At 74.1% G+C, this 23,869-nt stretch carries 21 protein-coding genes and 1 riboswitch; of the genes, 10 read left to right on the plus strand and 11 right to left on the minus strand.

Going from position 1 to position 23,869, the window contains the following annotated elements; all coding sequences use genetic code 11:
- The first annotated feature begins 15 nt into the window (after nt 1-15).
- Entirely contained in the window at nt 16-966 is a 951-nt protein-coding gene (locus tag ACL06G_RS17530; RefSeq protein WP_412787000.1) for an RNA polymerase sigma factor, read from the plus strand.
- Nucleotides 967-1,031: 65 nt separating this feature from the next.
- Here ACL06G_RS17530 and sucD read toward each other — a convergent pair whose 3' ends face one another.
- The 5 genes from sucD to ACL06G_RS17555 all read right to left on the minus strand — a co-directional run bounded on the left by sucD (nt 1,032) and on the right by ACL06G_RS17555 (nt 8,055).
- Complete coding sequence (sucD, locus tag ACL06G_RS17535) at nt 1,032-1,916, minus strand: succinate--CoA ligase subunit alpha (protein WP_412786999.1); 885 nt, start codon at nt 1,914-1,916, stop codon at nt 1,032-1,034.
- Between the two features lie 22 nt (nt 1,917-1,938).
- Nucleotides 1,939-3,111, minus strand: a complete 1,173-nt coding sequence (gene sucC, locus ACL06G_RS17540) for an ADP-forming succinate--CoA ligase subunit beta (RefSeq protein WP_412786998.1) — start codon at nt 3,109-3,111, stop codon at nt 1,939-1,941.
- A 161-nt stretch (nt 3,112-3,272) separates the two neighbouring features.
- Complete coding sequence (locus tag ACL06G_RS17545; RefSeq protein WP_412836310.1) at nt 3,273-4,460, minus strand: VWA domain-containing protein; 1,188 nt, start codon at nt 4,458-4,460, stop codon at nt 3,273-3,275.
- A 155-nt stretch (nt 4,461-4,615) separates the two neighbouring features.
- Entirely contained in the window at nt 4,616-6,970 is a 2,355-nt protein-coding gene (locus ACL06G_RS17550; protein WP_412836292.1) for a DUF5682 family protein, read from the minus strand.
- Nucleotides 6,967-8,055, minus strand: a complete 1,089-nt coding sequence (locus ACL06G_RS17555) for an ATP-binding protein (RefSeq protein ID WP_412836293.1) — start codon at nt 8,053-8,055, stop codon at nt 6,967-6,969. The genes ACL06G_RS17550 and ACL06G_RS17555 overlap by 4 nt, the downstream gene beginning before the upstream one ends.
- Before the next feature lie 138 nt (nt 8,056-8,193).
- Here ACL06G_RS17555 and ACL06G_RS17560 point away from each other — a divergent pair, with 138 nt between their 5' ends.
- The gene (locus tag ACL06G_RS17560) at nt 8,194-9,294 is read left to right on the plus strand and encodes an SWIM zinc finger family protein (RefSeq protein WP_412836294.1); all 1,101 of its coding nucleotides are present in this window, start codon (nt 8,194-8,196) and stop codon (nt 9,292-9,294) included.
- Between the two features lie 44 nt (nt 9,295-9,338).
- A complete protein-coding gene (locus tag ACL06G_RS17565) occupies nt 9,339-10,922 on the plus strand; it encodes a DUF5691 domain-containing protein (protein ID WP_412836295.1) in 1,584 nt (527 codons plus the stop codon).
- On the opposite strand, the gene icmB is transcribed toward ACL06G_RS17565, so the two are convergent.
- Nucleotides 10,919-11,329, minus strand: a complete 411-nt coding sequence (icmB, locus tag ACL06G_RS17570) for a coenzyme B12-dependent isobutyryl CoA mutase small subunit (protein WP_412786993.1) — start codon at nt 11,327-11,329, stop codon at nt 10,919-10,921. The two genes, ACL06G_RS17565 and icmB, sit on opposite strands and share 4 nt — an antisense overlap.
- Before the next feature lie 210 nt (nt 11,330-11,539).
- On the opposite strand from icmB, the gene ACL06G_RS17575 reads away from it, so the two are divergent.
- Together ACL06G_RS17575 and ACL06G_RS17580 are read left to right on the plus strand one after the other, a co-directional pair.
- Nucleotides 11,540-12,349, plus strand: a complete 810-nt coding sequence (locus ACL06G_RS17575; RefSeq protein ID WP_412836311.1) for an esterase/lipase family protein — start codon at nt 11,540-11,542, stop codon at nt 12,347-12,349.
- Between the two features lie 247 nt (nt 12,350-12,596).
- Nucleotides 12,597-14,195 carry a M23 family metallopeptidase gene (locus ACL06G_RS17580; RefSeq protein WP_412836296.1) on the plus strand — a complete coding sequence of 533 codons (1,599 nt, stop codon included), beginning with the start codon at nt 12,597-12,599 and terminating at the stop codon, nt 14,193-14,195.
- A 69-nt stretch (nt 14,196-14,264) separates the two neighbouring features.
- On the opposite strand, the gene pcrA is transcribed toward ACL06G_RS17580, so the two are convergent.
- Nucleotides 14,265-16,784 carry a DNA helicase PcrA gene (gene pcrA, locus ACL06G_RS17585; protein ID WP_412836297.1) on the minus strand — a complete coding sequence of 840 codons (2,520 nt, stop codon included), beginning with the start codon at nt 16,782-16,784 and terminating at the stop codon, nt 14,265-14,267.
- Between the two features lie 195 nt (nt 16,785-16,979).
- A riboswitch (cyclic di-AMP (ydaO/yuaA leader) is annotated at nt 16,980-17,138 on the plus strand.
- 8 nt (nt 17,139-17,146) lie between these two features.
- Between pcrA and ACL06G_RS17590 the strand changes: the two genes are divergently transcribed.
- The gene (locus ACL06G_RS17590) at nt 17,147-18,259 is read left to right on the plus strand and encodes a C40 family peptidase (RefSeq protein WP_412786990.1); all 1,113 of its coding nucleotides are present in this window, start codon (nt 17,147-17,149) and stop codon (nt 18,257-18,259) included.
- Between the two features lie 66 nt (nt 18,260-18,325).
- Here the strand turns inward: ACL06G_RS17590 and ACL06G_RS17595 are convergent, their stop codons facing one another.
- Nucleotides 18,326-18,679, minus strand: coding sequence for a hypothetical protein (locus ACL06G_RS17595; RefSeq protein WP_412786989.1), 354 nt, complete (start codon nt 18,677-18,679; stop codon nt 18,326-18,328).
- A gap of 137 nt (nt 18,680-18,816) precedes the next feature.
- Between ACL06G_RS17595 and ACL06G_RS17600 the strand changes: the two genes are divergently transcribed.
- Both ACL06G_RS17600 and ACL06G_RS17605 read left to right on the plus strand, forming a co-directional pair.
- Complete coding sequence (locus tag ACL06G_RS17600) at nt 18,817-19,332, plus strand: DoxX family protein (RefSeq protein WP_412786988.1); 516 nt, start codon at nt 18,817-18,819, stop codon at nt 19,330-19,332.
- Nucleotides 19,333-19,360: 28 nt separating this feature from the next.
- Nucleotides 19,361-19,501 (plus strand): hypothetical protein, encoded by a 141-nt coding sequence (locus ACL06G_RS17605; RefSeq protein WP_412836298.1) that lies wholly within the window; start codon nt 19,361-19,363, stop codon nt 19,499-19,501.
- A gap of 15 nt (nt 19,502-19,516) precedes the next feature.
- On the opposite strand, the gene ACL06G_RS17610 is transcribed toward ACL06G_RS17605, so the two are convergent.
- From ACL06G_RS17610 to ACL06G_RS17620, 3 genes are all read right to left on the minus strand, one after another.
- Nucleotides 19,517-19,894, minus strand: a complete 378-nt coding sequence (locus tag ACL06G_RS17610) for a VOC family protein (protein WP_412786986.1) — start codon at nt 19,892-19,894, stop codon at nt 19,517-19,519.
- A gap of 189 nt (nt 19,895-20,083) precedes the next feature.
- On the minus strand, nt 20,084-20,326 hold the full coding sequence (locus ACL06G_RS17615) for a hypothetical protein (protein WP_412786985.1): 243 nt from the start codon (nt 20,324-20,326) through the stop codon (nt 20,084-20,086).
- The gene (locus ACL06G_RS17620; RefSeq protein WP_412836299.1) at nt 20,323-21,720 is read right to left on the minus strand and encodes a PspC domain-containing protein; all 1,398 of its coding nucleotides are present in this window, start codon (nt 21,718-21,720) and stop codon (nt 20,323-20,325) included. The genes ACL06G_RS17615 and ACL06G_RS17620 overlap by 4 nt, the downstream gene beginning before the upstream one ends.
- Before the next feature lie 146 nt (nt 21,721-21,866).
- On the opposite strand from ACL06G_RS17620, the gene ACL06G_RS17625 reads away from it, so the two are divergent.
- Both ACL06G_RS17625 and ACL06G_RS17630 read left to right on the plus strand, forming a co-directional pair.
- On the plus strand, nt 21,867-23,132 hold the full coding sequence (locus ACL06G_RS17625; protein WP_412786983.1) for a PspC domain-containing protein: 1,266 nt from the start codon (nt 21,867-21,869) through the stop codon (nt 23,130-23,132).
- Nucleotides 23,129-23,842, plus strand: a complete 714-nt coding sequence (locus tag ACL06G_RS17630; RefSeq protein WP_412786982.1) for a LuxR C-terminal-related transcriptional regulator — start codon at nt 23,129-23,131, stop codon at nt 23,840-23,842. The genes ACL06G_RS17625 and ACL06G_RS17630 overlap by 4 nt, the downstream gene beginning before the upstream one ends.
- The last annotated feature ends 27 nt before the right edge of the window (nt 23,843-23,869 follow it).

Raw genomic sequence — 23,869 nt, forward strand, 5'->3', positions numbered from 1 at the left:
GAGACCGGAGCAGACGTGACGGCGCGACAGGAACGGACCCGCCGACGCGGCAGGACACGCCTGCGCACCCGCTCGGCACACCGCGGCGCCCGACAGGCGCAGGCCGCCTTCGACCTGCTGCACCTGCGGCACGCCACCGCGTTCACCCGGCAGGCGTACCTGCTCTGCGGGCACCCCCGCACCGCGGAACGCGCCGTCGCCCACGCGTTCCGCACCGCGTGGAAGCGGTGGCCGGAGGTGGCAGCCGACCGCGACCCCGCCGGGTGGATCCGCGCCGTCGCCCACGACTACGCCCTCTCGCCGTGGCACCTGCTCGCCCCCGGGCGCAGCACCCGGCCCCCGCATCCGGGGCCCGCCGCCGACCGGGCCCTGCTGAACGGCCTGCTGGCACTGCCGCGCCCGCACCGCCGCACCCTTCTGCTGCACGACGGACTCGGGCTCGACGCGGCGCGGACGGCGGTCGAGACGGAGGCGAGCACCGCGGCAGCGGCGTCCCGCCTCGCCCACGCCCGGGACCTGCTCACCGCCGAGGTACCGGAACTGCGGCGCGCCCGTGCGGAACGACGCGTCCCGCTGCTCGCCGAACGACTGGGGCTGCTGCTGCGCGCGGCGACGGTTCCGCCACCGCCCCCGGCAGCCGCCGCGAGGACGCGCACGGCGCGCACGGTCCGCGCCGGCACCGGTGCGGCGCTGGGCGCGACCGGTGCGCTGGCCGCCGCGGTGGGCCTCGCACTGCTCGGCCAGGAGCACCGGGCCGCCGCACCGGGTGAACCGGCCGCCGTGGTCGACGCGGGGCAGCGCACGCACGGTGCCGCGTACCTGCCGGGGCTGCGTTCCGCGAACACCCGCATGCGGCTGACGGAACACGGCGGCGCCCCCGTGGCGCGCCCGGTGGACGACACCGGCCCGGTGGACGACAGCGACCCGGTGGACGACGGAGCCCCGCCCGCGGGCCACGAGGGCTGAGAACCACGGCGGGCCCGCGCCCCGGAGCGGGGTGCGGGCCCGGCCGGAACGGCAGGCGCGGGGCCTCAGCCGTCCAGCAGCTCGCGTGCGAGACGCGCGGTCTCGGACGGGGTCTTGCCGACCTTCACGCCCGCGGCCTCCAGGGCCTCCTTCTTCGCCTGCGCGGTGCCGGAGGAACCCGACACGATCGCACCGGCGTGGCCCATCGTCTTGCCCTCGGGCGCGGTGAAGCCCGCGACGTAGCCGACGACCGGCTTGGAGACGTTCTCCTTGACGAAGTCGGCCGCCCGCTCCTCGGCGTCACCGCCGATCTCGCCGATCATGACGATCAGATCCGTGTCGGGGTCGGCCTCGAACGCCTTGAGGGCGTCGATGTGGGTCGTGCCGATGACCGGGTCGCCGCCGATGCCGACGCAGGTGGAGAAGCCGATGTCCCGCAGCTCGTACATCATCTGGTACGTCAGCGTGCCGGACTTCGACACCAGGCCGATGCGGCCCGGCTTGGTGATGTCGGCCGGGATGATGCCGGCGTTCGACTGGCCCGGCGTGATGAGACCGGGGCAGTTCGGGCCGACGATGCGGGTCTTGTTGCCGTGCTGCGTGGCGTAGGCCCAGAAGTTCGCGGAGTCGTGCACCGCGATGCCCTCGGTGATCACCACGGCGAGCGGGATCTCGGCGTCGACCGCCTCGACGACCGCGCTCCGGGTGAACTTCTCCGGCACGAAGATGACGGTCACGTCGGCGCCGGTGGCTTCCATGGCCTCCTTGACGCCGCCGAACACCGGAACCTCGGTGCCGTCGAAGTCGACGGTGGTGCCCGCCTTGCGCGGGTTGACACCGCCCACGATGTTGGTGCCGGAGGCCAGCATGCGCCGGGTGTGCTTCTGACCCTCGGAGCCGGTCATCCCCTGGACGATGACCTTGCTTTCCTTGGTGAGGAAGATAGCCATTGTTCTGTGAAGTCCTCGTCCCTTACTTGGCGGCCAGCTCGGCGGCGCGGTCGGCCGCCCCGTCCATGGTGTCGACCTGCTGCACCAGCGGGTGGGCGGCGTCGGTCAGAATCTTGCGGCCCAGCTCGGCGTTGTTGCCGTCCAGACGCACGACCAGCGGCTTGTCGACCTCTTCACCCTTGGACTTCAGGAGCTCCAGGGCCTGCACGATGCCGTTCGCGACGGCGTCGCAGGCGGTGATGCCACCGAAGACGTTGACGAACACGGACTTGACGTCCGGGTCGCCGAGGATGATCTCCAGGCCGTTGGCCATGACCTCGGCCGAGGCACCGCCGCCGATGTCGAGGAAGTTGGCGGGCTTGACGCCCGCGTGCGCCTCACCGGCGTAGGCGACCACGTCGAGGGTGGACATGACCAGCCCGGCACCGTTGCCGATGATGCCGACCTGGCCGTCGAGCTTGACGTAGTTCAGGCCCTTGGCCTTGGCGGCGGCCTCGAGCGGGTTGGCCGCGGCCTTGTCCTCGAGCGCGGCGTGGTCGGGCTGGCGGAACTCGGCGTTCGCGTCCAGGGAGACCTTGCCGTCCAGGGCGATGACCCGGCCGTCGGAGGTCTTGACCAGCGGGTTCACCTCGACCAGGAGAGCATCCTCCTTGAGGAAGACGTCCCACAGCTTCACCAGGACGTTGACGACCTGGTCGTGCAGCTCGGCCGGGAACTTCGCGGCCTCGACGATCTCGCGGGCCTTGGCCTCGGTGACACCCTCGATGGCGTCGACCGGGATCTTGGCGAGGGCCTCGGGCTTGGTCGCCGCGACCTCCTCGATCTCCACGCCGCCCTCGACGGAGGCCATCGCGAGGAAGGTCCGGTTGGTGCGGTCGAGCAGGAAGGAGACGTAGTACTCCTCGGCGATGTCGGCGGTCTGCGCCAGCATCACCTTGTGGACCACGTGGCCCTTGATGTCCATGCCCAGAATGGCGCCGGCCTTCTCGACAGCGTCGTCCGCGTCGGAAGCCAGCTTCACACCGCCGGCCTTGCCGCGGCCGCCGGTCTTCACCTGCGCCTTGACGACCGCGCGACCGCCGAGTCGCTCGGTCACCTCGCGCGCCGCCTCGGGCGTGTCGATGACTTCACCGGCCAGCACCGGTACGTCATGCTTGGCGAAGAGGTCCCTCGCCTGGTACTCGAACAGGTCCACGCGCGTACGTCCCCTTAGTCAGTGATTCGCGGTTCGTTGTCAGCGTGGGCGTGCCGCGTGGCCGCGGCGTCACCGATGGCGCGCGGCATGTCCGCCTTGCAGGGTAGCGCCGCCGGTGAGCACTCCCTAAATCCCACATCACACCTGCGCGGTGACAACAGTCACAGCCCTCCAGCCCCGGGAGCCCCCACGGCGTCGTCCGGTACCGGCAGCGGCCGGCCCTCCAGAGCCGCCGCCATGACCTCCGGAAACAGGTCCGGCGTGCAGGCGAACGCGGGACTGCCGAGTGCGGCCAGCGCCGCCGCGTGCGCCCTGTCGTAGGCGGGCGCGCCGTCGTCGGACAGCGCGAGCAGCGTGACGAACCGGACACCGGACGCCTGAAGGGCCGCGACGCGGGACAGCATCTCGTCCCGGATACCGCCCTCGTGGAGGTCGCTGATGAGCACCACGACCGTGTCGGCGGGGCGCCGGATGCGCGACCGGCAGTACGCCAGGGCGCGGTTGATGTCCGTTCCGCCGCCGAGCCGGGTGCCGAACAGGACGTCGACGGGATCGTCGAGCGCCTCGGTGAGATCCGCGACCTCGGTGTCGAACACCACGATCCGGGTGTCCAGGGCGCGCAGCGACGCGAGCACCGCCCCGAAGACGGAGGCGTGGACGACGGACGACGCCATCGAGCCCGACTGGTCGACGCAGAGGACGACCTCCTTCGCGACCGACCGGGCCGCCCGCGCGTGACCGACCAGCCGCTCGGGCACCACGGTGCGGTACTCGGGCAGGTAGTGCGCGAGGTTCGCCCGGACGGTGCGGTCCCAGTCGATGTCGCGGTGCCGCGGACGGGCCGTGCGCGCCGACCTGTCCAGGGCACCCGCGAGGGCGGAACGGGTACGGGCCGCCAGCCGCCGCTCCAGCTGGGCCACCACCGTCCGCACCACGGCCCGCGCCGACTCCCGGCTCGACTCCGGCAGCGCCGACCTCAGGGAGAGCAGCGTGCCGACGAGATGCACGTCGGGCTCGACGGACTCCAGCATCTCGGGCTCCAGCAGCAGCGACGCCAGGCCGAGGCGGTCCACCGCGTCCCGCTGCATCACCTGGACGACCGGAGTCGGGAAGTAGCGGCGGATGTCGCCGAGCCAGCGTGCGACCTGCGGGGCGGAGGCGCCCAGACCACCCCTGCGGTCAGCGGGACCGCGGCCCCCGCGACGCGCGCCGTCGCTGCCGTAGAGGGCGGCCAGCGCCCGGTCCACGGCGGCGTCCGCTCCCGCCGGCGCACGGCCGGTGCCCTCCGCACCGTCCGCTCCGCCGAGCACCAGCCGCCAGCGGCGCAGCCGCGCGTCCTCCGCCCCCACCGCCCCGGAGGGCAGGGGAAGCGGCGTCGGTGCGGGCGGGCGGGGCACCACTGCTCCCTCGGGCGGCGGCTTCGGCGCGGCACCCGCACGTGCGTCGGTCTGGTGGCGGCTGTCCTCGTCGGCCCCGACGAACACCGGCTGCGGAATGCTGCTCCTCACGATGCGTCCCTCCTGCTCGCCGTCGCTGCCGTCCTGCTGCCGCCCGGGCCGCGTGCGGAGGTGCCGGCCGGGCCGGGCGCCAACAGGCGCCGCACGGTGGGCAGCACGGCGTCCGCCCGTCGCGCGTCGAGATCCGGGGCGAACCCCGGGAGCCCCTCCGTTCCGGTACCGCCCGGCGCCGGGCCGCGCCGGACGAGTTCGCCCAAGGTCCGCCGCACCCCCGCCTCGTACGGTGCGAACGTGCGCCGCAGCAAGGGCAGCACCTCCGTGAAGACGTCCTCGCCGACTCCGGTGAGCCAGGCGTCGACCAGGGCGAACAGGCGTGTGTCGTGGACGAGCAGCAGGCCGCTGCCGGAGAGGAACCCCTCGATCCAGGCGGCCGCCTCGGCCGGTGGCGTGCCCGGGGAGAGCGCGAGGCGGAGGAGCCCGGCAGCCTCCTCCTCGGGCAACCGGCCGTCGTCCAGCAGCAGCCGCGCGGACCTCCCCCGGAGCAGGCCCGGGACCCGGTCGCGGCCCACCACGTCCCGCAGCATGCCGTACCAGCGGGACAGCAGCTCGCCGCCGGACGCACCGGAACCCTGCTCCCCGGGCTCCCCGCGCGCGAGGAGGACCACGGCGCGGTGGGCGGTGTCGAGATGACGGCGCAACTGCGCGGCGCCGTCCGCGTCGAGCCCCGCGCAGGCCGGTGGCAGCCCGATGCGGACCCGCTCGGCCAGCCCGGCCGCGACCCGTGCCGGTGCGGCGGCGTCGCTGCCTCGGACATCGCCGTAGCGGACGGAACGCACCAGCGGAGGAAGGGCCTGGGCAAGATGTCCGACATCGGTGTCGAGGGCGGCCCGGTCGGCCAGCGCCCGCATCACCGCGGGAAGCGCCTCCGGGAGTTCCGCCGGCAGGCACTGCTCGGCGAGCGTCGTGAGTCCGGCCAGATCCCCGGTTTCGGCCGCCCGGCGCCGCGCCTTCGCGGTCGCGGCGGAGAGCACGGTGGTGCCCCAGATTCCCGCCTCGGCCACCCGCACGGCGAGTTCGGGCTCCCAGCGCAGCAGCCACGACTCCCGGAACGTGCCCGTACCGGCGCTCCGGGCGCCCACCGGCTCGCCCCAGGGGACGCCGAGCAGCCGCAGCCGGTGCAGCAGGCGGCTCCGCGCCACGTCGACATCCCTGCGCAGGTCCAGAGCGAGCTCCCGGTCGGCCCCCTCGGCCCGGAGCCGCAGGCTCCGCTGCTGCCGCGCCAGATCGCGCTGCAGCGGCACCACGGGAGCCCCGGCCGGGACCTCTCCCAGCGCCTCACCGACGACCAGCCGCTCCCTGACCAGCTCCAGCGGAACATCGGAACCGCCACAGAGCACCGCTCGTACCGCGTCGAGGGTCTCGGTCAGCCCGGCAAGCGGACGGTCCCGCAGCGCGGCGAGGGTGTCGGCGAGGCGCACGGCCTCGATCACCTCGGCCGGGGAGACGGGCATGTCCTCCTCGCGCAACAGCCGGGCGGCCCGCGTCATCCAGCGCTCCACGGGCCGGTCCGGGGCTGCGAACAGATGGCCGTACCAGCCCGGCGAGTCGACTCCGGCGCCGTACCCGCTGCGGTGGGCGAGCCGCCGGTCGGTCCAGGGGACCCACGTCACGTCGACGCGCGCCCTGGGAAGGCCGCGCAGCAGTCGCCGGTCGTCCGTCACCTTCGCCGGGGCCGCCAGCGCGGGCACGTGCCAGGCCCCGCACACCACCGCGACCGCGTCGTCCCCCTGCCGGCGCCGGGCCTCGCGCAGCCGCAGCCGCATGTGGGCCTCCCGGATCAGGTCCCGGGGGCGGCCGCCGTCGCCGTGCGCCGCACGCAGTTCCGCCATCGCCCCCGCCAGTGCGGTGAAGGGCGCCAGCGGGTCGGATTCCCCGGTCGCGGACCGGCCGCGGTGCTCGACCACGTCCTCCCACCAGCGCTCCGGGTCGTCGTGCCCGGCCGCCGCGGCGAGCGTCGCCAGGGGGTCGAGGCGCAGCGATGGGCCGTCCCCGCCGGAGTCCGGGCCGGCCGGCTCCGCCGGGAGGGCGAGGGTGTGGGCGGCGGGGAGGTCGAAGAACCGCACCGGCACGTCGCGCGCCAGGGCCCAGCGGATCGCGACCCACTCCGGGGAGAACGCGGCGAGCGGCCAGAATGCGGCCCGGGCGGGCTCGTCGACGACGTGGGCGAGGAGCGCGACGGGCGGGCGCATGGCGTCCTCCGCGGCGAGGCGCACCACGGCGTCGGCCTCGGCCGGGCCCTCCACCAGTACCTCGGCGGGGGCGTGCGCCTCGAGCGCGGTCCGCACCGCACGCGCCGAGCCCGGCCCGTGGTGCCGGACTCCCAGCAGCAGCGGCCCGCTCATACCGACGCCTCGCGGCACGCCCGGTAGAGGTCCTGCCACTCTTCCCGCTCCCGGACCACCGCCTCCAGGTACTCCTGCCACACCACGCGGTCCGCCGCCGGGTCGCGCACCACCGCCCCGAGCAGGCCGGCGGCCACGTCGCCGGCGCGCAGCACACCGTCGCCGAAGTGCGAGGCGAGCGCCATGCCTCCGGTCACCACGGAGATCGCCTCCGCGGTGGAGAGCGTCCCCGAGGGGGACTTGACCTTCGTCCGGCCGTCGGAGGTGACGCCCTCGCGCAGTTCGCGGAAGACCGTGACGACCCGTCGTATCTCCTCGACCCCCTCCGGTGCGGGCGGCAGGTCCAGAGAACGGCCGATCTCGTCCACCCGGCGGGAGACGATGTCGACCTCCGCCTCGGCGGTGGCCGGAAGCGGCAGCACGACCGTGTGGAACCGGCGGCGCAGGGCGCTGGAGAGCTCGTTCACCCCGCGGTCGCGGTCGTTGGCCGTGGCGACGAGGTTGAAGCCGCGGACCGCCTGCACCTCCTCCCCCAGCTCCGGAACGGGCAGCGTCTTCTCCGACAGCACGGTGATCAGGGTGTCCTGCACGTCGGCCGGGATGCGGGTGAGCTCCTCCACCCGGACGGTCGCGCCGTCGGCCATCGCGCGCAGGACCGGGCTGGGCACCAGGGCGTCGCGGCTCGGCCCGTTCGCGAGGAGCCGGGCGTAGTTCCAGCCGTAGCGCAGGGCCTCCTCGGGAGTGCCGGCCGTGCCCTGCACCAGCAGCGTCGAATCACCGCTGATCGCGGCAGCGAGGTGCTCGGACACCCAGGTCTTCGCGGTCCCGGGCACGCCGAGCAGCAGCAGGGCCCGGTCGGTGGCCAGAGTGGAGACCGCCACCTCGACGACACGGCGCGGACCCACGTACTTCGGAGTGATCACCGTCCCGTCCGGCAGGGTCCCGCCGAGCAGGTACGTCGCCACGGCCCACGGCGACAGGCGCCAACGCTCCGGCCGCGGCCGGTCGTCGGCTGCCGTCAGGGCCGTCAGCTCGTCGGCGAAGGCGTCCTCGGCGTGCGGTCTCAGCACATGCGGATCGGTCACAACTCCCCCTCGGCGCGCAGCGGATCGATGTGCGCACCACCCTGCCCGGGTGCACTGACAGCCGGCCCCGCGCAGCGTCGCGCCCGGCGACGGGCCTGATCGGACGGTGTGTCAGTCCCGGCTCCTACCGTCGTTCGCATGAGTGGACAGGGGGGCCGCTGGACGGCGGAACAGGTGCTCGCGCCCGACGCGGCGTCGGGCAGGAGGGGCGGCGGGCCGGCCGCGGCCGGCCGGGAGGTCACGGGCCGCCGGCCGGCGCCGCGGGCGGCACGCCGGGTGGCGCGGATCGCCGCCGGCGCGGGCGAGTTGGAGCAGCGGTTGGAGGATTGGCTGCGGGAGGGGCTGGCGACCTCCGGCGGCCTGGCACCCGATGCCCGTGAGGAGACCGCGGCCCGCATGGTGGACGCCCAGGCGCCGGGCCTCGCCGCAGGCGTACGCGCACTGGACCCGTCGGCGGGGTCCGCCGAAGACGGCCCGGAGCGGCTGCTGGCGGACTGCGCCCTGCTGCACCTGCTGGCGCGCGCCTGCCGCGACCTCACCGCACTGCCGGAACCCCTCGCGGCGACCGTGCGGGCGCGGGCCGGCCTGACGGTGGACCGCGCCGCGGTGCTCGCCGACCCCGGAGCACGGCTGCGGGACGACTGGCTCGTGCTGGCCCGGCGGGAGGAGCAGGAGGGCAGACTGACGGCGCGCCGCACCTGGCTTCTGGGGCGCCGGTCGCGGCGGACCGCACTGCTGCTCGGCTTCACCGCCCCCGGCCGCGCCCCGGAGCCGGCGCTGCCGGTCGGTGCGGTACTCGACGCCGATCTGGCGTTCCATCCCGGAGCCCCTCCGCTGCGGGCCGCGCTGGGCGCACGCCACTCGGAGCCGAGGGTGCTCCGGGGCGGCTTCGCACCCGCCGCCGGTGACGGGCCGGCAGCTTCCACAGGCTCCACCACCGGCGACGCTCTGGCGGCCTACGGCAGGGCGCTCGGCGACGACCCCTGGCTGGACGCCTGGCCGGTCGTCCTCGCCGACGTCGTCCCCCTCCCGCCGTCGGGCTCCGACGGCTGGCAGGTGGCGGACGCCTCCGGCGGGACGGCACTGCCGGTGGCACCGGACGTTCCGGCCGCGTCTCTGTGGCGGCTGGCCGCGGTGTCGGGAGGCGGGCCGCTGACGGTGTTCGGCGAGTGCGGGCACCGGGGGTTCGTGCCGCACACGGCGTGGCCCGCGCGCGACGGCTGCGCGGTGCCGCTTTGACCGCGCCCGCAGCGGTGGGGACCGCGGACGGGGAGGGGACCTCGATGCACGACGACCGCACGCCGTGGAGCGAGCTGGTGACCGCCGCCATGCTCGGGACCGAGTGGCGCCGGCCGCCGGGAGGAGACGCCCGGGCGTTGCTGGGGGCCGCCGCTGCCGAGACCCTGCGGCGGCGGGCCGGTGCGCGGCCCGCCGCCGCGGCACCGGTGCCCGGAACCGCCCCCGAGGACCCGCGTCCGCCTCTCCCCGCTCCGGCGGCCGCGCGGCTCGCCCTGCTGCTCGCCCACCGTTCCGGGGGCGGCGCGGGCCACCGCCGCAGCACCGAACCGGATCCGGGCGAGCTGCTCCCGCAGTGGCTCGCCGCCGCGCGCGACCACGGGTACCGCCCGCCGTACGAGGAGCTGCCCGCACTGCTGAACGCGGCACGGGCCCGCACGGACCTGCGGGCGGCGGTCCTCTCCTTCGGCGGCCCGCGGGCCCGGTGGCTGGCGGGCCTGAACCCCGAGTGGCGGTTCGCGCTGCGCGGGGCCGGACACGCACCGCCCGGCCCGGTCGACCCCGCGGCGGAGCAGCGGCTGTGGGCCGAGGGGCTGTTCGTCGAACGGCTCGCCGTGCTGGGCGGGCTGCGCCGCCGGGATCCCGCCGCCGGACTGGCGCTGCTGGAGCACGGCTGGAGCGGCGAGCGGGCCGAGGACCGGCTGGTGTTCCTGGAGACGCTGCGGGAGACGCTCCGCCCCGAGGACGAGGCCTTCCTCTCCCGGGCGCTCACCGACCGGAGCCGGATCGTGCGAGCGACGGCGGCTGAGCTGCTGTCGGCACTGCCGGAATCGGCTCTTGCCACCCGGATGGCGGAACGCGCCCTGGCCTGCGTGGGTCCGGACAGCGCGGGCGGGGGCATCCTCGTGGAGCCTCCGGAGGCCTGCGATGCGGGGATGCGGCGGGACGGCGTCGCGCCCAGGCCTCCCTCCGGCCGCGGAGAGCGGTCGTGGTGGCTCGGGCAGCTCGTCGGCGCGGCCCCGCTGTCGGCGTGGCACGCGCGGTTCGGCGGCAGGTCGGCGGCCGGCATCGTCGCGCTGCCCGTCGCGGGAGGGTGGGGCGCGGACCTCCACGCCGGGTGGTGCCGGGCCGCCGTGCGGCAGCGGAACCCCGTGTGGGCGCGCGCGCTGGCCGGTCCGGCGTCCGCTCCGCCCGCTCGCGGTCCGGGGGATCCGGCGAAGCTGCTGGCGGTGCTTCCGGCCCCGGAGCGCTCCGCCTGGGCGGCCGACTTCGTCGCCGCCCACGGGCTCTCCGACGCCTTCCGCATACTCGGCGTGTGCGCCACTCCCTGGGCGGCGCCGCTGGGGCGCGCCGTGCTGGACGCGCTGGAGATCGCCCGAGACGCGGGCAGCTACCCCTGGAGTTTCAGCGGGGTCATGGGGCTGGCCGAGCGCTGCCTCGACCCCGGTGAGGCGGAACGGCTCGCACCCCTCACCGCGGTCGCGGAGGAGCCGGCGGACGGTTCACCGGGCGCAGGCGCCTACTGGGCGGAGGCGTTCCAGCGCCTCGTGGCGACGTTGCGGCTGCGTACGGCGATGCTCTCCGAGCTGCGCGGGGAGCCCGCAGCGGCCGCGGACGGCCCCGCCTCCTAGGCGGCGACCTGCCGGACGTTGCCGCGGACCCAGGCGACGACCTCGCCGGTCGGGGCGCCCGGGGTGAAGATCTCCGCGACGCCCTGCTCCTTGAGCGGCGCGATGTCGTCCTCCGGGATGATGCCGCCGCCGAAGACCTTGATGTCCTCCGCGTCGCGCTCGCGCAGCAGCTCCAGGACCTTCGCGAAGAGCGTGTTGTGGGCGCCGGAGAGGATCGAGAGGCCGATGGCGTCCGCGTCCTCCTGGATCGCGGTGTCCACGATCTGCTCGGGGGTCTGGTGCAGCCCGGTGTAGACGACCTCCATGCCCGCGTCGCGCAGGGCTCGCGCGATGACCTTGGCACCGCGGTCGTGGCCGTCGAGACCCGGCTTGGCGACCACCACGCGGATCGGACCCGACACACCCATCACTGCCTCCATCTCACGACGCATCCCCGGAACTCCGACGGTCCAGGTGAACGAACGTTATCCAGCATCACCCATCCTGGCAGTTTCCTCACGCCAAGGGAGGGGGAAATCACATCGAGGACCGCACACGATCGTGATTCCGGGGCACCCGGCACCGCAGCAGCGGCGCGGACCCGGTGAGCGGGTCGGGAGGTGGTTGCCTTGTCGGACATGCTCCGTGCGGCGACGCGGGAGGCGGTCGCGCTCACCGGCCATCTCCTCCGTTACCCCTCCGGCATCCAGCCGGAGCAGATCACCGACCCGGGCGCGGCCCCGCCCCCGGCCACGGAGGGTGAGGGCACGGGCGCACCTCCCGTCCTGCTGCTGCACGGCTTCAGCGACAACCGCTCGACCTTCGTCGCGCTCCGCCGCTCGCTGCTGGACAACGGCTGGCCGCACGTGCACTGCGTGAACCACTCCCTGCTGACGTGGGACGTCCACGAGGCCGCCGAACTCCTCGGGGAGCACGTCGACCGTGTCCGCCGGACCACCGGCCACGACCGGGTCGACCTGGTCGGCCACAGCCTCGGCGGACTGATCGGCCGCTGCTTCGTGCAGCGGCTCGGCGGCGACGCGTTCGTGCGCACCCTGGTCACGCTCGGCACACCGCACGCGGGCACCTACGCGGCGGCGGCCCTGCCACCGCATCCGCTGGCGCGCCAGATGGTGCCCGGATCGGACCTGCTCGGGGAGCTCGCCGGGCCGACGGGCGGCGGGTGCGCGACCCGTTTCGTCAACATCTGGAGCGAACACGACCTGTTCGTCCTGCCGGCGCACCACGCGCGGCTGGAGCATCCCGACCTCGCGGTGACGAACGTGCGCGTGCGGGGTGTCGGGCATCTGATGCTGCCCGTGGACGCGACGATCGCGGCCTGGATCCGGGACGAACTCGGGGCGCAACCAACGCTGTTCGGGGCGGCCGCCGAGCGCGCCGGTGAACGTGCGGGCCCCGGCCGCCCGGACGCGGCCGGAGCCGCCTGAGCACCGTCTCCCCGGAAACGTCACTCCGCGACCACATGTCCCTCACAGGGGCACGTTTCGCACGGAACGGGCGTGCATCTTCCTCGAACACCCCGCCGACTACCGGGGCGTAGGACGGCGAAAGACGGCAGAATGCCCATGCACGGGCCGCTCGAAACCCGGAGAAGATTGTCGACTCCGCATACCGCCGGGTACAGTCGCCGCACTTGCTCCGCCCCTTGCTGTCGAGGCGAAAGAGAAGTTGGTGGTGAACGACCGTCACCCGGCCGGCGATCCCTACCCGGCCGAACCCGGTGCCGCATACGCGTACGCGGACTACGACACCGCGCACTACGAGCAGTCGGCATACGGCTCCCACGGAACCACCGGCTACGCCACCGGCGAGGAGGGGTGGCCGCAGGACGGCTACGGCGTCCCCGGCCACCAGGCGTACGGCACCGACCCGTACGGAACGGGCGGCTACGGCGACGGCGGACAGTACGTCCCGGCGTACGGTCAGGCCGACGCCTATGGCACGGGCCACTACACCGCCTCCGACTGGCAGGCGGACGGCACCTACGGCCAGGGAACCGCGTTCGTACCGCAGCAGCCCGGCATCGCGCCGGACGGCGGCGACTGGGCGGGGTCGGGCCCGACGGCGGACGCCACCGCGCAGTGGGACGTGAACGCCTACGACACCGCGGGCTGGGACGGCACCGCCTACGGCCAGGAGCACGCACGTCCCGCAGAGGAGTTCGGCGGACAGCACTACCCGTCGCAGGGCGACGGGCCGGACGCCTGGGGCACGGACGTCCAGGGCACCAGCCTCCACCCCTCCGACCCGGCAGGCGTGGACGAGTACGACGTGTACGGCGCATACGCCTCGCAGGACGGGGCGCTCCCCGCCCAGGAGGACGCCTACGGGCACGGCGTCTACCCGGCGGACCCGTACGCGGTCCCGGACCCCTACGCCGCGGACGCCTACGACCCGTACGCCGCGGACCCGTACGCCCCGCAGCCCGAGGACGGCACCCCGGACGCCGCGGAGGACGCCCCGCACGAGGCCGGCGCCGCGGTGCCGGTGTCCGAGGCGGAGCCAGAACCCGGGGCGGCGGCCTCCCAGCTGCACCCGCGTGGCCGCCGCCGGTCCCCGAAGGCCCACCGCTCGGCGCTCCTCACCGTCGCCGCCCCGTCGGTCGCGGTACTCGGCGTGGCAGGCATCGCCGCGGCCTCCGTCCTCCCCGCGCAGGACGAGGAGCCCGCCCAGGCGGCCTCCTCCCCGGAGGACACCGAGGTGCAGGCCTCACCCGCCAACACCAAGCTGGACACCCAGCTCGCCGGACTCCGCGAAGCCGGCTCGGACTTCGCGGACCGTGCCAGCCGGACGCAGGAGCGCATCGACCTCAAGAAGCGCCAGGAGGCGGAGCGCCGGCGCGAGGCGGCCGAGGCCGCCCGCCGGGAGGCCCTCCGGCAGAAGTTCTTCCTGCCCGCCGAGGGATTCGGCATCAGCGCCTACTTCGGGCAGGCCGGCATCAACTGGATGTCCGTGCACACCGGGATCGACTTCCCCGTCAGCTACGGCACCCCCATCAAGGCCGCCACCGACGGGTCGATCCGCACCCAGTGGAACTCCGCCTACGGCAACATGCTCATCCTCACGGCACCCGACGGCACGGAGACCTGGTACTGCCACCTGGCGAGCACCAGCTACACCTCCGGCTCCGTCCAGGCCGGCACGGTGATCGGGTACTCCGGCAGCTCGGGCAACTCCACAGGCCCGCACCTGCACTTCGAGGTCCACCCCGGAGGCGGCGACGCCGTCGACCCGCTTGCCTGGTTCCGCTCCCACGGCCTCGAGCCGGGCTGACGCCCACCGAACCGCGGGCGCGGGCCCGGCAGCACACTCGACTGCCGGTGCCGGGCCCGCGCCCGTACGTCAGAGCTTCTCGACCGGTGCGTAGCGCAGCAGCAGCCGCTTCGGCTTCTCCCCGCCGAAGTCGATCGTCGCCTCGGCCTTGTCGCCGCTGCCGCGCACGGACGTGACGGTCCCCAGACCGAAGGTGTCGTGGCTGACGCGGTCGCCCGCCGCGAGCGACACCACCTTGCGCTCCGCACCCCGCCGGGTCGCGAACCCGGAGGGCCCTGCGGCGCCCGGCGAACCCGCCGTGCGCCCGCCGGCGGCCCGGCCGGAACCGAAACCCCCGCCGACGGCGCCTCCGGCCGCCGGGCCGGTGCGCCTCCAGTCCACGTACTCGGCGGGGATCTCCTCCAGGAACCGGGACGGCGGGTTGTACTGCGGCTGACCCCAGGCGCTGCGCAGCGTGGAACGCGTCAGGTAGAGGCGTTCGCGGGCCCGGGTGATCCCCACGTAGGCGAGGCGCCGTTCCTCCTCCAGCTCCTTGGTCTGCCCCAGAGCGCGCATGTGCGGGAAGACGCCGTCCTCCATGCCGGTGAGGAAGACGGTCGGGAACTCCAGCCCCTTCGCGGTGTGCAGGGTCATCAGCGTGACGACACCGGCCCCCTCCTCGTCGTCCACGGAGTCGGGGATCTGATCCGAGTCGGCGACGAGCGCCACCTGTTCGAGGAAGTCCGCGAGGGTTCCCGGATTCTCCTCACCACGTTCCTGCTCGAACTCAAGGGCGACAGCGGCGAGTTCCTGAAGGTTCTCGACCCGGGTCTCGTCCTGCGGGTCGGTGGAGGCCTGGAGTTCCGCGAGGTAGCCGGTCTGCTCCAGCACCGCCTCCAGCACGGTCGCCGGGCCCGCCCCGGACTCGGCGACGGTGCGCAGTTCGTCCATCATCGTGTTGAAGCGGCGCACCGCGTTCGCCGACCGCGCCGCCATGCCGTAGGCCTCGTCGACCCTGGCCATGGCCTGCGGGAAGGTGATCCGCTCCCGGGCGGCCAGGGCGTCCAGCATCGCCTCCGCACGGTCCCCGATGCCCCGCTTCGGCACGTTCATGATCCGCCGCAGCGGGACGGCGTCCTCGGGGTTCGCCAGCACCCGCAGGTACGCCAGGATGTCGCGGACCTCGCGCCGCTCGTAGAAGCGCACGCCGCCGACGACCTTGTACGGCAGGCCGACCCGGATCAGGATCTCCTCGAACACACGGGACTGCGCGTTCGTGCGGTAGAACACCGCGACGTCTCCCGCGGTCGCCTCGCCCGCGTCCGTGAGCCGGTCGATCTCCTCGGCGACGAACTGGGCCTCGTCGTGCTCGGTGTCCGCGACGTAGCCGGTGATGCGGGTACCGGCACCGGACTGTGTCCACAGGTTCTTCGGCCGCCGGCTCTCGTTCCGCTCGATCACGGCGTTGGCCGCCGAGAGGATCGTCTGCGTCGAGCGGTAGTTCTGCTCCAGCAGCACCGTGGTGGCGTCGGGGTAGTCCTCCTCGAACTGGAGGATGTTGCGGATGGTGGCGCCGCGGAACGCGTAGATGGACTGGTCGGCGTCGCCGACGACGCACAGCTCGGCCATCCTTCGCCCCGGTCCGGCCTCCTCGTCCTCGCCCGGGCCTTCCTCCCCCGGCCCGGTGCCGGTGCCCACCAGCTCCCGCACCAGCATGTACTGGGCGTGGTTGGTGTCCTGGTACTCGTCCACCAGGACGTGGCGGAAGCGGCGCCGGTAGTGCTCGGCGACGTCGGGGAACGCCTGGAGCAGGTGCACCGTGGTCATGATGATGTCGTCGAAGTCCAGCGCGTTGGCCTCGCGCAGCCGCGCCTGGTACATCGTGTACGCCTCTGCCAGCGCCTTCTCGAACCCGTCCGACGCCTTGGCCGCGAAGTCCTCCTCGTCGACCAGTTCGTTCTTCAGGTTCGACACCCGCGCGCTGAGGACCTTCGGCGGATAGCGCTTCGGGTCCAGGTCGAGGTCCTTGCACACGAGCGCCATCAGCCGCTTGCTGTCGGCGGCGTCGTAGATCGAGAAGCTGGACGTGAAACCGAGCTTCTTGCTCTCCCGCCGCAGGATCCGCACGCACGCGCTGTGGAAGGTGGACACCCACATGCGCTCGGCACGCGGCCCCACGAGCTCCGCGACCCGCTCCTTCATCTCGCCCGCCGCCTTGTTGGTGAAGGTGATGGCGAGGATCTGCCCCGGGTGGACGTGCCGGGCGGCGAGCAGGTGCGCGATCCGGTGGGTGAGCACCCGGGTCTTGCCGGATCCCGCGCCGGCGACGATCAGCAACGGCGACCCCTGGTGCAGCACGGCGACGCGCTGCTGCTCGTTCATCCCCTCCAGCAGGGCGTCGACGTCGACCACCGGCCGGGGCGCACCGTCCCGGTAGAAGGCGTCCCGCCCGTCCCCGCCGCGGCCCGCGTAGCTCCCGCTGAACAGGCCGTCGGGCACCTCCTCGGGCTCGGAGTGCTCGGAGGGCGGCTCGGGCCCGTCACCGTGGGGCGGGGCGGAATCCCCGGACGCGAGACCCGCCAGGAAACTGTCGTCGAAGAGGCTGCTCATCGTCGTCCGAGTCTAGGCCGCTTCCCGGACAGCACCGGGCGGCCTCCGGAAGGTCACAAAAAGATATCGGACGTTTCGGTCACCGCCTTCACACCGGCACCACACCTTCGCTACGGTGCCGTGCCAGGCAGTCCGCAACTTCGCCGGTGACAGGCCGGCACGGACGGCCTCCGCCGAGTCCGGCGTGCCCGCAGGGCACACCACACGCCGGAGCCGGGGACCCTCCTCCGGGCGCAGCCTTCGCCGCTGAAGGGGCGCCCCCGGGGTGAATCGGCCCGGAACCCGCCGGGCCGTAGGGCCGCCTTCCAGGCCCGAACCCGTCAGCTAACCCGGTAGGCGGTGACCGGAAGGAGCCGTCGGCCTTGGCCTCCCATCGCAAGCCGCGACCCAGCATTCTGCAGACCGCCGCCTCGCGGAACGGCACGATAGGCGTCACCACCGCCGCGCTGGCCTCCGTCAGCCTGCTGTCCGCACAGCACGCGGTCGCCGCACCGAACGACGACGAACCCACCCTCGAAGAGGTGCGGCAGCGGGTCGACACGCTCTACCGGCAGGCCGGAACCCAGACGCAGCGCTACAACGCGGCCAAGGAGAAGACGGAGAACAAGCGGAAGAAGGTCGACGACCTCCTCGACGAAGTGGCGCGCCGCACCGCGAAGGTGAACGACGCCCGCCGCGCTCTCGGGCGCTACGCGGCCGCCCAGTACCGCACCGGCGGCATGTCCGGCACGGCCACCCTGCTGCTGTCCGAGGACCCGCAGGGCTACTTCACCCAGCAGCACGTGATGCAGCGGATGACGGCACGCCAGAAGAAGGCCGTCGGGGACTTCGAGGAGCGCCGCACCGATGCCGCGGTCAAGCGGACCGAGGCGGCACAGGAGCTCTCCTCGCTCACCGACGCGCAGAAGCGGCTGAAGAAGAGCAAGCAGAAGGTGCAGGGCAAACTCGCCGACGCACGGGACCTGCTGTCGAAGCTGACCGCCGAGGAGAAGGCGCGGCTCGCGGCCATCGAGCGGCGCAAGGAGGCCGAGGCGCGCCGCCGGGCCGAGGCCGCCGAGGCGGAGCGGCAGGAGCAGCAGCAGAGCTCCGGGAGCTCCACCGGCACTTCGACCGGCAGCTCGTCGAGCACCCGGGCGGACGAGGTCATCGCCTTCGCGAAGGCCCAGCTCGGCAAGCCGTACGTCTGGGGCGCCACCGGACCCAACTCGTTCGACTGCTCGGGCTTCACCCAGGCCGCGTGGGCCGCGGCCGGGGTGTCACTGCCCCGCACCACCTTCGACCAGGTGAACATCGGCACCACGGTGTCCCGCTCCGCGATGCGACCCGGCGACCTCATCTTCTTCTACGACGACGTGAGCCACGTCGGCATCTACGTCGGCGACGGCCAGATGATCCACGCACCGAAGCCGGGCGACGTGATCAAGTACGAGTCGATCGACTACATGCCCTTCCACAGCGCGGTCCGCCCCGCCTGAGCCCACCCTCCCCGATCGTTCCCGTCCCGGACCCGGTCGGCGCCGCGCTCCGCGGAACCGGCCGGGTCAGGTCCACAGGACGGCGATGAACACGTTCGCGGTCGTCAGGGCTCCGACGGTGGCGAACAGCGGCGCGGCCAGGCGCTCCTCGTCCCGCTTGACGTAGACCAGGCCCAGCACGACGACCAGCAGCGCCAGCTTGAGCGCCACCTTGGGGTTGTTGACGTCCATGCCGTCGGCCTGCTGGAGGCCGACCATCGCGACACCGGTGACCAGCATGGTCAGCGCCCCGTGCAGCATGCCGGGCAGTACCCGGGCCCCACCGGCGCGCAGCGCGCCCAGCTGGAAGAGGAACCCGCCGAGCAGCGCGGCGATGCCCAGGATGTGCAGTCCGAGGAACACATGAATCAGGGTTGCCATGGCTCCGGAGCCTAGCCAGGGCCACTCCCCGCCACGTCACCGCCCCCGCCGGTGAACGCGCCCCCCTTCCCTCCGCGTACTCCCCGGTGGTACCCGGGACAGGCACACAGGGACGATCGGCGGAAGGCGGACGGGCCATGGCACTCGTGGACAGTGAACGGACGGGGCACACCCCGGGCCTGCGGGCCGCACTCGCCCGCCATGCGCTGCTCCCGCTGCGCCTCTTCCTGGGCGCCACCTTCGTCTACGCCGGGCTCGACAAGCTCACCGACCCGCAGTTCTTCGCCGACGGCGGCGCCGGTTCGCTGGCCCGGATGCTCGACGGCGTGCAGCAGACCGCGGGCGCGGGCTGGATGGTCGACCTGGCGCAGCACGACCCGGGGGCGTTCGGCTACGCCGTCGCCGCCGGCGAGATCGCGGTCGGACTGGGCACTCTGGTGGGACTGTGGGCCCGCCTGGCCGCGCTCGGGGGCGCAATGCTGTCGCTGACGTTCTGGCTGACCGTGAGCTGGGCGAGCGACCCGTACTACTACGGCAACGACCTCGCCTACCTGATGGCCTGGACCCCGCTGGTGCTGGCCGGTGCGCCCCGGCTGTCGCTCGACGCGCTGCTGACCGCCCGCCGGCGCCGCGGGCGGCGGATCTTCGTCTAGTGCGGCACGCGCGGGGAAGGAGGTGCGGATGGTCACCCTCGAGACGCCCCGCCTGATCCTGCGGCGCCGGCGGGAGGACGACACTCCCCACCGCGGCCGGAGCGTGCGGGTGTTCGCGCTGTCGCCGGACGAGTACACCGCACCGTTCGCCGACGACACCGACCGGTGACGCGGGCACTGCCTGTCAGAGCGGGGCGAGGCGGGCCCGGAGCAGGCAGAACTCGTTGCCCTCGGGGTCGGCGAGGACGTACCAGGGTTCCTCCCCGGTCTGTCCGACGTCGACGTGTTCGGCCCCGGCGGCCAGGAGACGTTCGAGTTCGGCGTCCTGGTCGCGGTCGGTGGCGCTGACGTCGAGGTGCAGCCGCAGTCTGCCGTTCCTCGGCTCGTCGGTACGGCTGAGGACGAGCGTCGGCTGCGGGCCGCCGAACCCCTCGCGCGGGCCGATCTCGAGGCCGTCCTCCTCGTGGCCGAGCACGGTGAAGTCCAGCGCCTCGCACCAGAACCGCGCCAGCCGCTCCGGGTCCCGGCACTGGAGCACGAACTCACTGATCCGGCATGCCATGCACGCAACCTGCTCTCGGCGTGGGAGGTGTCGGGCGGCCACGCGGGGCGCGGGACACTCCCGCAGCGGCCTGATGGTACGGGACCCTACCGGGCGACGAGCAGCGGATCGGCGATGTCGCCGTCCGCCCGGCGGAACTGCCGGGCGACGGCCGTCAACCGTGCGGAGGGACAGCCCACTTCGGGGCGGTCACCAGCGGTCGTCCTCCGCACCCGGGCGCGTCCCCGTCGCTTCCCGGGGTGCCGCGCGGCGCACCGCGCGGGTGAGCAGCGCGGTGACCGCGGCGGCCGCCAGGGCGGCGGGCACCAGCGTCACGAGCAGCAGCGGCCGGAGCTGCACCGCCCCCGACGCGTCGAGCAGATGGGCCAGACCGGCGCCGCACAGGAGCAGGCCGAGCAGGAACCGGGCCGGTTCGAAACGGTGACGCCTCACGGTGCGACCGCCTCCTTCCGCTTCACGACGAGTTCGCCGATCCCGACCTCCAGGTCGAGCACCAGCCTTCCGCTGTCCTCGGCATCGTCCGCGGGGCGCATCAGGCGGCTGCCCGAGACTCGCAGTCCGCCGCCGAAGTCCGATCCGCCGGGCCTGCTGTCCGGGGGAGATTCCGAGCCGTCCACCCGCCCCGCCACGAAGGGGTCGCGCACGGACGGTACGCGGTAGCCGCCGAGGTCGACGGCGTAGTCCGCCCGCACGGCGACGTCGTCGGGGACGAGAACGCGCAGCTCGCCGGCGCCCACACGGACCGTGGTCCGCACCGTCTCGCCCGGGCCCGGACGGGCACGGGTGAGGTCCAGCGTGCCGCGGCCGGTGCCGTGTGCGTAGCGCGGATGCACCGCCGCCGCGGAGGCGGGCTGCCAGCGATGGTCGCTCCAGTCGGCGGTGATGTCGCCCGGTATCACCGACGCGGCGGCGAGGCCGAACGCGGTGAGCACGACGGCGAACACCGTGCCCGTGCCGACGCGGCCGGCGAACGCCGTGACCGCGAACGCCACGCCGTAGACCAGCAGAGCGCTCGACAGCGCGACGACGAGGCTGTCGGCCACGCCGCGGCCCTCGCGCAGCGCCAGCACCCCCGCCGCCAGCGCGGCAAGCTGCGCCACCGCGAAGACGGGCCCGCCGTGCGACCGTCGCGGCGTCCGCGCGGAGGCCGCGATGTCCGCACGGCCGCCGGGGGTGGAGGCGCCCGATTCGTCCGGCCCCCACAGGTACCGGCCGTCCGCGGTGTGCGCGGGGGGAGCGGGGCCCTCCTTGCTCAGCGGGTCCCGCCACCATGCGGGGGCGGAGGGTTCCGGCGGTGCCTGCGTCTCCGGCGGCACCTCCACCGCGGTGTGCGCGGCGTCGCCCGGCGCCTCGCCCGGCTCCACCGGATCGGCGCCGCGCTTGTACCGCGACCAGTACGCCGCCCCGGCGACGGCCCCGGCCACCAGCAGGGAGAAGGAGGTGTAGCCGGCGCGCAGCGAGGTGAGGAACACACCGCAGCCGACCAGCGCCACCAGGATCGCGGCGAGGGAGGTGCCCTCGACCCGTCCGGACAGCAGGCGGCGCAGTTCGTTCTCCCGCTCGCCCTCCTCCGGCACCGCGAGCCAGGCGAACCCGTAGAAGACGAGTCCGAGCCCCCCGATGAGCGACAGCACTGCGACGGGCACGCGGAAGACCACCGGGTCGAGGCCGAAGTGCCGGCCCAGACCGCCGCACACGCCGCCCACGAGGCGGTGCCGGCGGCTCCGGTGGAGCGGCAGGTGCCACGGGCCGCCGTCCGGCGGCTCCGCGGCTTCCGGCGCGGCTGATGCTCCGACGCCGCCCGGCGGCGGCTGCTCCTTGTCCATGCACCGAATGGTGCCCGCGGCGGGCGCTCCGCGGCATCGGGGACCGCCCCGGACACGTCCCCGATTTCCCCGAACCTGTCTTGGCTCCGGGTCGTCTCGGGGCTGACCCTGATGACCGGTGCCGCGACCCGTGTGACGATCGAACGATGAACACTGCCCCGTACGCCGCCGCACCGCCGGCCGGCGGTGCGGACGAGGAGCCGCTGCGGCGGCTCTACCGCTCCGCGGACGGACGCATGCTGGGCGGCGTGGCACGAGGACTGGCCGGGCATCTCGGCCTGCCGGTCTCCTGGGTCCGGTCGGCGTTCGTGGCGCTGTGCCTGGTGAACGGCCTGGGCGTCGTCCTCTACGCCGCGTTCTGGATGGTGGTGCCCCTCGGCACCGGCGGTGTTCCGGCCACCGGGGGCATCGCGAAGCGGCAGCGTCGGAAGGGGCGGATCGACAAGGGGCCGATCGTCGCGCTGTGCGTGCTGCTGGCCGCCGTCGCGGTGGTCGGCGACCCGCTGCCCTTCGGGCCCGCCAACGCATACCTCTGGCCGCTGATCCTCATGGCCCTCGGCGTGGTGGTGGTCTGGCGGCAGGCCGACAACGAGCGCCGCGCGCACTGGCTGGAGGTCGGACGGCGGCCGAGGGTGAGGTCCTTTGCCCGCAGCGCGACCGGTGTGCTGCTGGTGCTGGCGGGCGTTACCGGGATCGTCGTGGTGCAGGGGTCCGCCCGCCAGCTCGGCAGCGTGCTGCACGCCGCGCTCGCGGTCGTGGTGGGTTTCGCCCTGCTCGCCGGCCCCTATCTGGTGCGGATGATGCAGGACCTGTCCGCGGAACGGCTGATGCGCATCCGCGCGCAGGAGCGGGCCGAGGTCGCCGCGCACGTGCACGATTCCGTGCTGCACACCCTCACGCTGATCCAGCGCAACGCCGACACCCCCCGCGAGGTGACGCGCCTCGCCCGCGCCCAGGAGCGCGAGTTGCGTGCCTGGCTCCACAGGCCGCAGGGCAACGGCAGGGACACCGCGGGAGAACCGGCGACCCTCGCCGGGGCGGTACGGGCGACCGCCGCGGAGGTGGAGGACGGCCACGGCGTGCCCGTCGAGGTGGTCTGCGTCGGCGACTGCCCGCTGGACGAACGGACCCGCGCGCAGGTGCAGGCGGCGCGCGAGGCGATGGTGAACGCCGCGAAGTACGGTGGCGGGGGCGCCGTGCAGGTCTTCGCCGAGGTCGAGGGGCGCACGGTGTTCGTCTCCGTGCGGGACCGCGGCCCCGGGTTCGATCCCGAGGCGGTGCCCGCGGACCGTCTGGGCGTGAGGGAGTCCATCGTCGGCCGGATGGAGCGCCACGGCGGCACGGCCGGAATCCGTCCGGCGCCGGGCGGGGGCACCGAGGTGGAGCTGGTGATGGAGAGGGCGGACACGTGACCGACCGAACGAGCAGACCCTCCGGGCAGGAGGGGGACGGCGGAGAAGGACGCCGCGCCCGCGTGGTCCTGGTCGACGACCACCGGATGTTCCGTGCCGGGGTGCAGGCGGAGATCGGGCGCACCGGGACGACGGGAGTCGAGGTCGTCGGTGAGGCCGGCGATGTCGAGCAGGCCGCCGCGGTCGTCCGCGCGACGCGGCCGGACGTCGTACTGCTGGACGTCCACCTGCCGGGCGGCGGCGGGGTGGAGGTGCTGCGGCGCTGCGCGGACCTGGCCTCGGACGCCGACGCCCCGGTGCGGTTCCTGGCCCTCTCCGTCTCGGACGCCGCCGAGGACGTCATCGGCGTGATCCGCGGCGGGGCGCGCGGGTACGTCACCAAGACGATCACCGGCGACGACCTGGTCGACGCGGTGTTCCGGGTGGCGGAGGGGGACGCGGTGTTCTCGCCCCGCCTCGCGGGCTTCGTGCTCGACGCGTTCGCCTCCAGCGAGGCCCCGCCGGTCGACGAGGACCTGGACCGGCTCACGCAGCGGGAGCGGGAGGTGCTGCGGCTGATCGCGCGCGGCTACGCGTACAAGGAAGTCGCCAAGCAGCTCTTCATCTCGGTCAAGACCGTCGAGTCGCACGTGTCGGCCGTCCTCCGCAAGCTGCAGCTCTCCAACCGCCACGAGCTCACGCGGTGGGCGACGGCCCGCCGCCTGATCTGACGGCAACGTCACCCGCACGGCGGTCGG

Origin of the sequence: Streptomyces callyspongiae, from assembly GCF_047200695.1 — a bacterium.
Classification (GTDB): domain Bacteria; phylum Actinomycetota; class Actinomycetes; order Streptomycetales; family Streptomycetaceae; genus Streptomyces.

Bases quoted from the DNA above. Each gene is read 5' to 3' on its own strand.
- sucD (WP_412786999.1), bottom strand. From the start codon at position 1,916: ATGGCTATCTTCCTCACCAAGGAAAGCAAGGTCATCGTCCAGGGGATG.
- ACL06G_RS17550 (WP_412836292.1), bottom strand. From the start codon at position 6,970: ATGAGCGGGCCGCTGCTGCTGGGAGTCCGGCACCACGGGCCGGGCTCG.
- ACL06G_RS17560 (WP_412836294.1), top strand. From the start codon at position 8,194: ATGAGTGGACAGGGGGGCCGCTGGACGGCGGAACAGGTGCTCGCGCCC.
- ACL06G_RS17565 (WP_412836295.1), top strand. From the start codon at position 9,339: ATGCACGACGACCGCACGCCGTGGAGCGAGCTGGTGACCGCCGCCATG.
- icmB (WP_412786993.1), bottom strand. From the start codon at position 11,329: ATGGGTGTGTCGGGTCCGATCCGCGTGGTGGTCGCCAAGCCGGGTCTC.
- ACL06G_RS17575 (WP_412836311.1), top strand. From the start codon at position 11,540: ATGCTCCGTGCGGCGACGCGGGAGGCGGTCGCGCTCACCGGCCATCTC.
- pcrA (WP_412836297.1), bottom strand. From the start codon at position 16,784: ATGAGCAGCCTCTTCGACGACAGTTTCCTGGCGGGTCTCGCGTCCGGG.
- ACL06G_RS17595 (WP_412786989.1), bottom strand. From the start codon at position 18,679: ATGGCAACCCTGATTCATGTGTTCCTCGGACTGCACATCCTGGGCATC.
- ACL06G_RS17600 (WP_412786988.1), top strand. From the start codon at position 18,817: ATGGCACTCGTGGACAGTGAACGGACGGGGCACACCCCGGGCCTGCGG.
- ACL06G_RS17605 (WP_412836298.1), top strand. From the start codon at position 19,361: ATGGTCACCCTCGAGACGCCCCGCCTGATCCTGCGGCGCCGGCGGGAG.
- ACL06G_RS17610 (WP_412786986.1), bottom strand. From the start codon at position 19,894: ATGGCATGCCGGATCAGTGAGTTCGTGCTCCAGTGCCGGGACCCGGAG.
- ACL06G_RS17620 (WP_412836299.1), bottom strand. From the start codon at position 21,720: ATGGACAAGGAGCAGCCGCCGCCGGGCGGCGTCGGAGCATCAGCCGCG.
- ACL06G_RS17625 (WP_412786983.1), top strand. From the start codon at position 21,867: ATGAACACTGCCCCGTACGCCGCCGCACCGCCGGCCGGCGGTGCGGAC.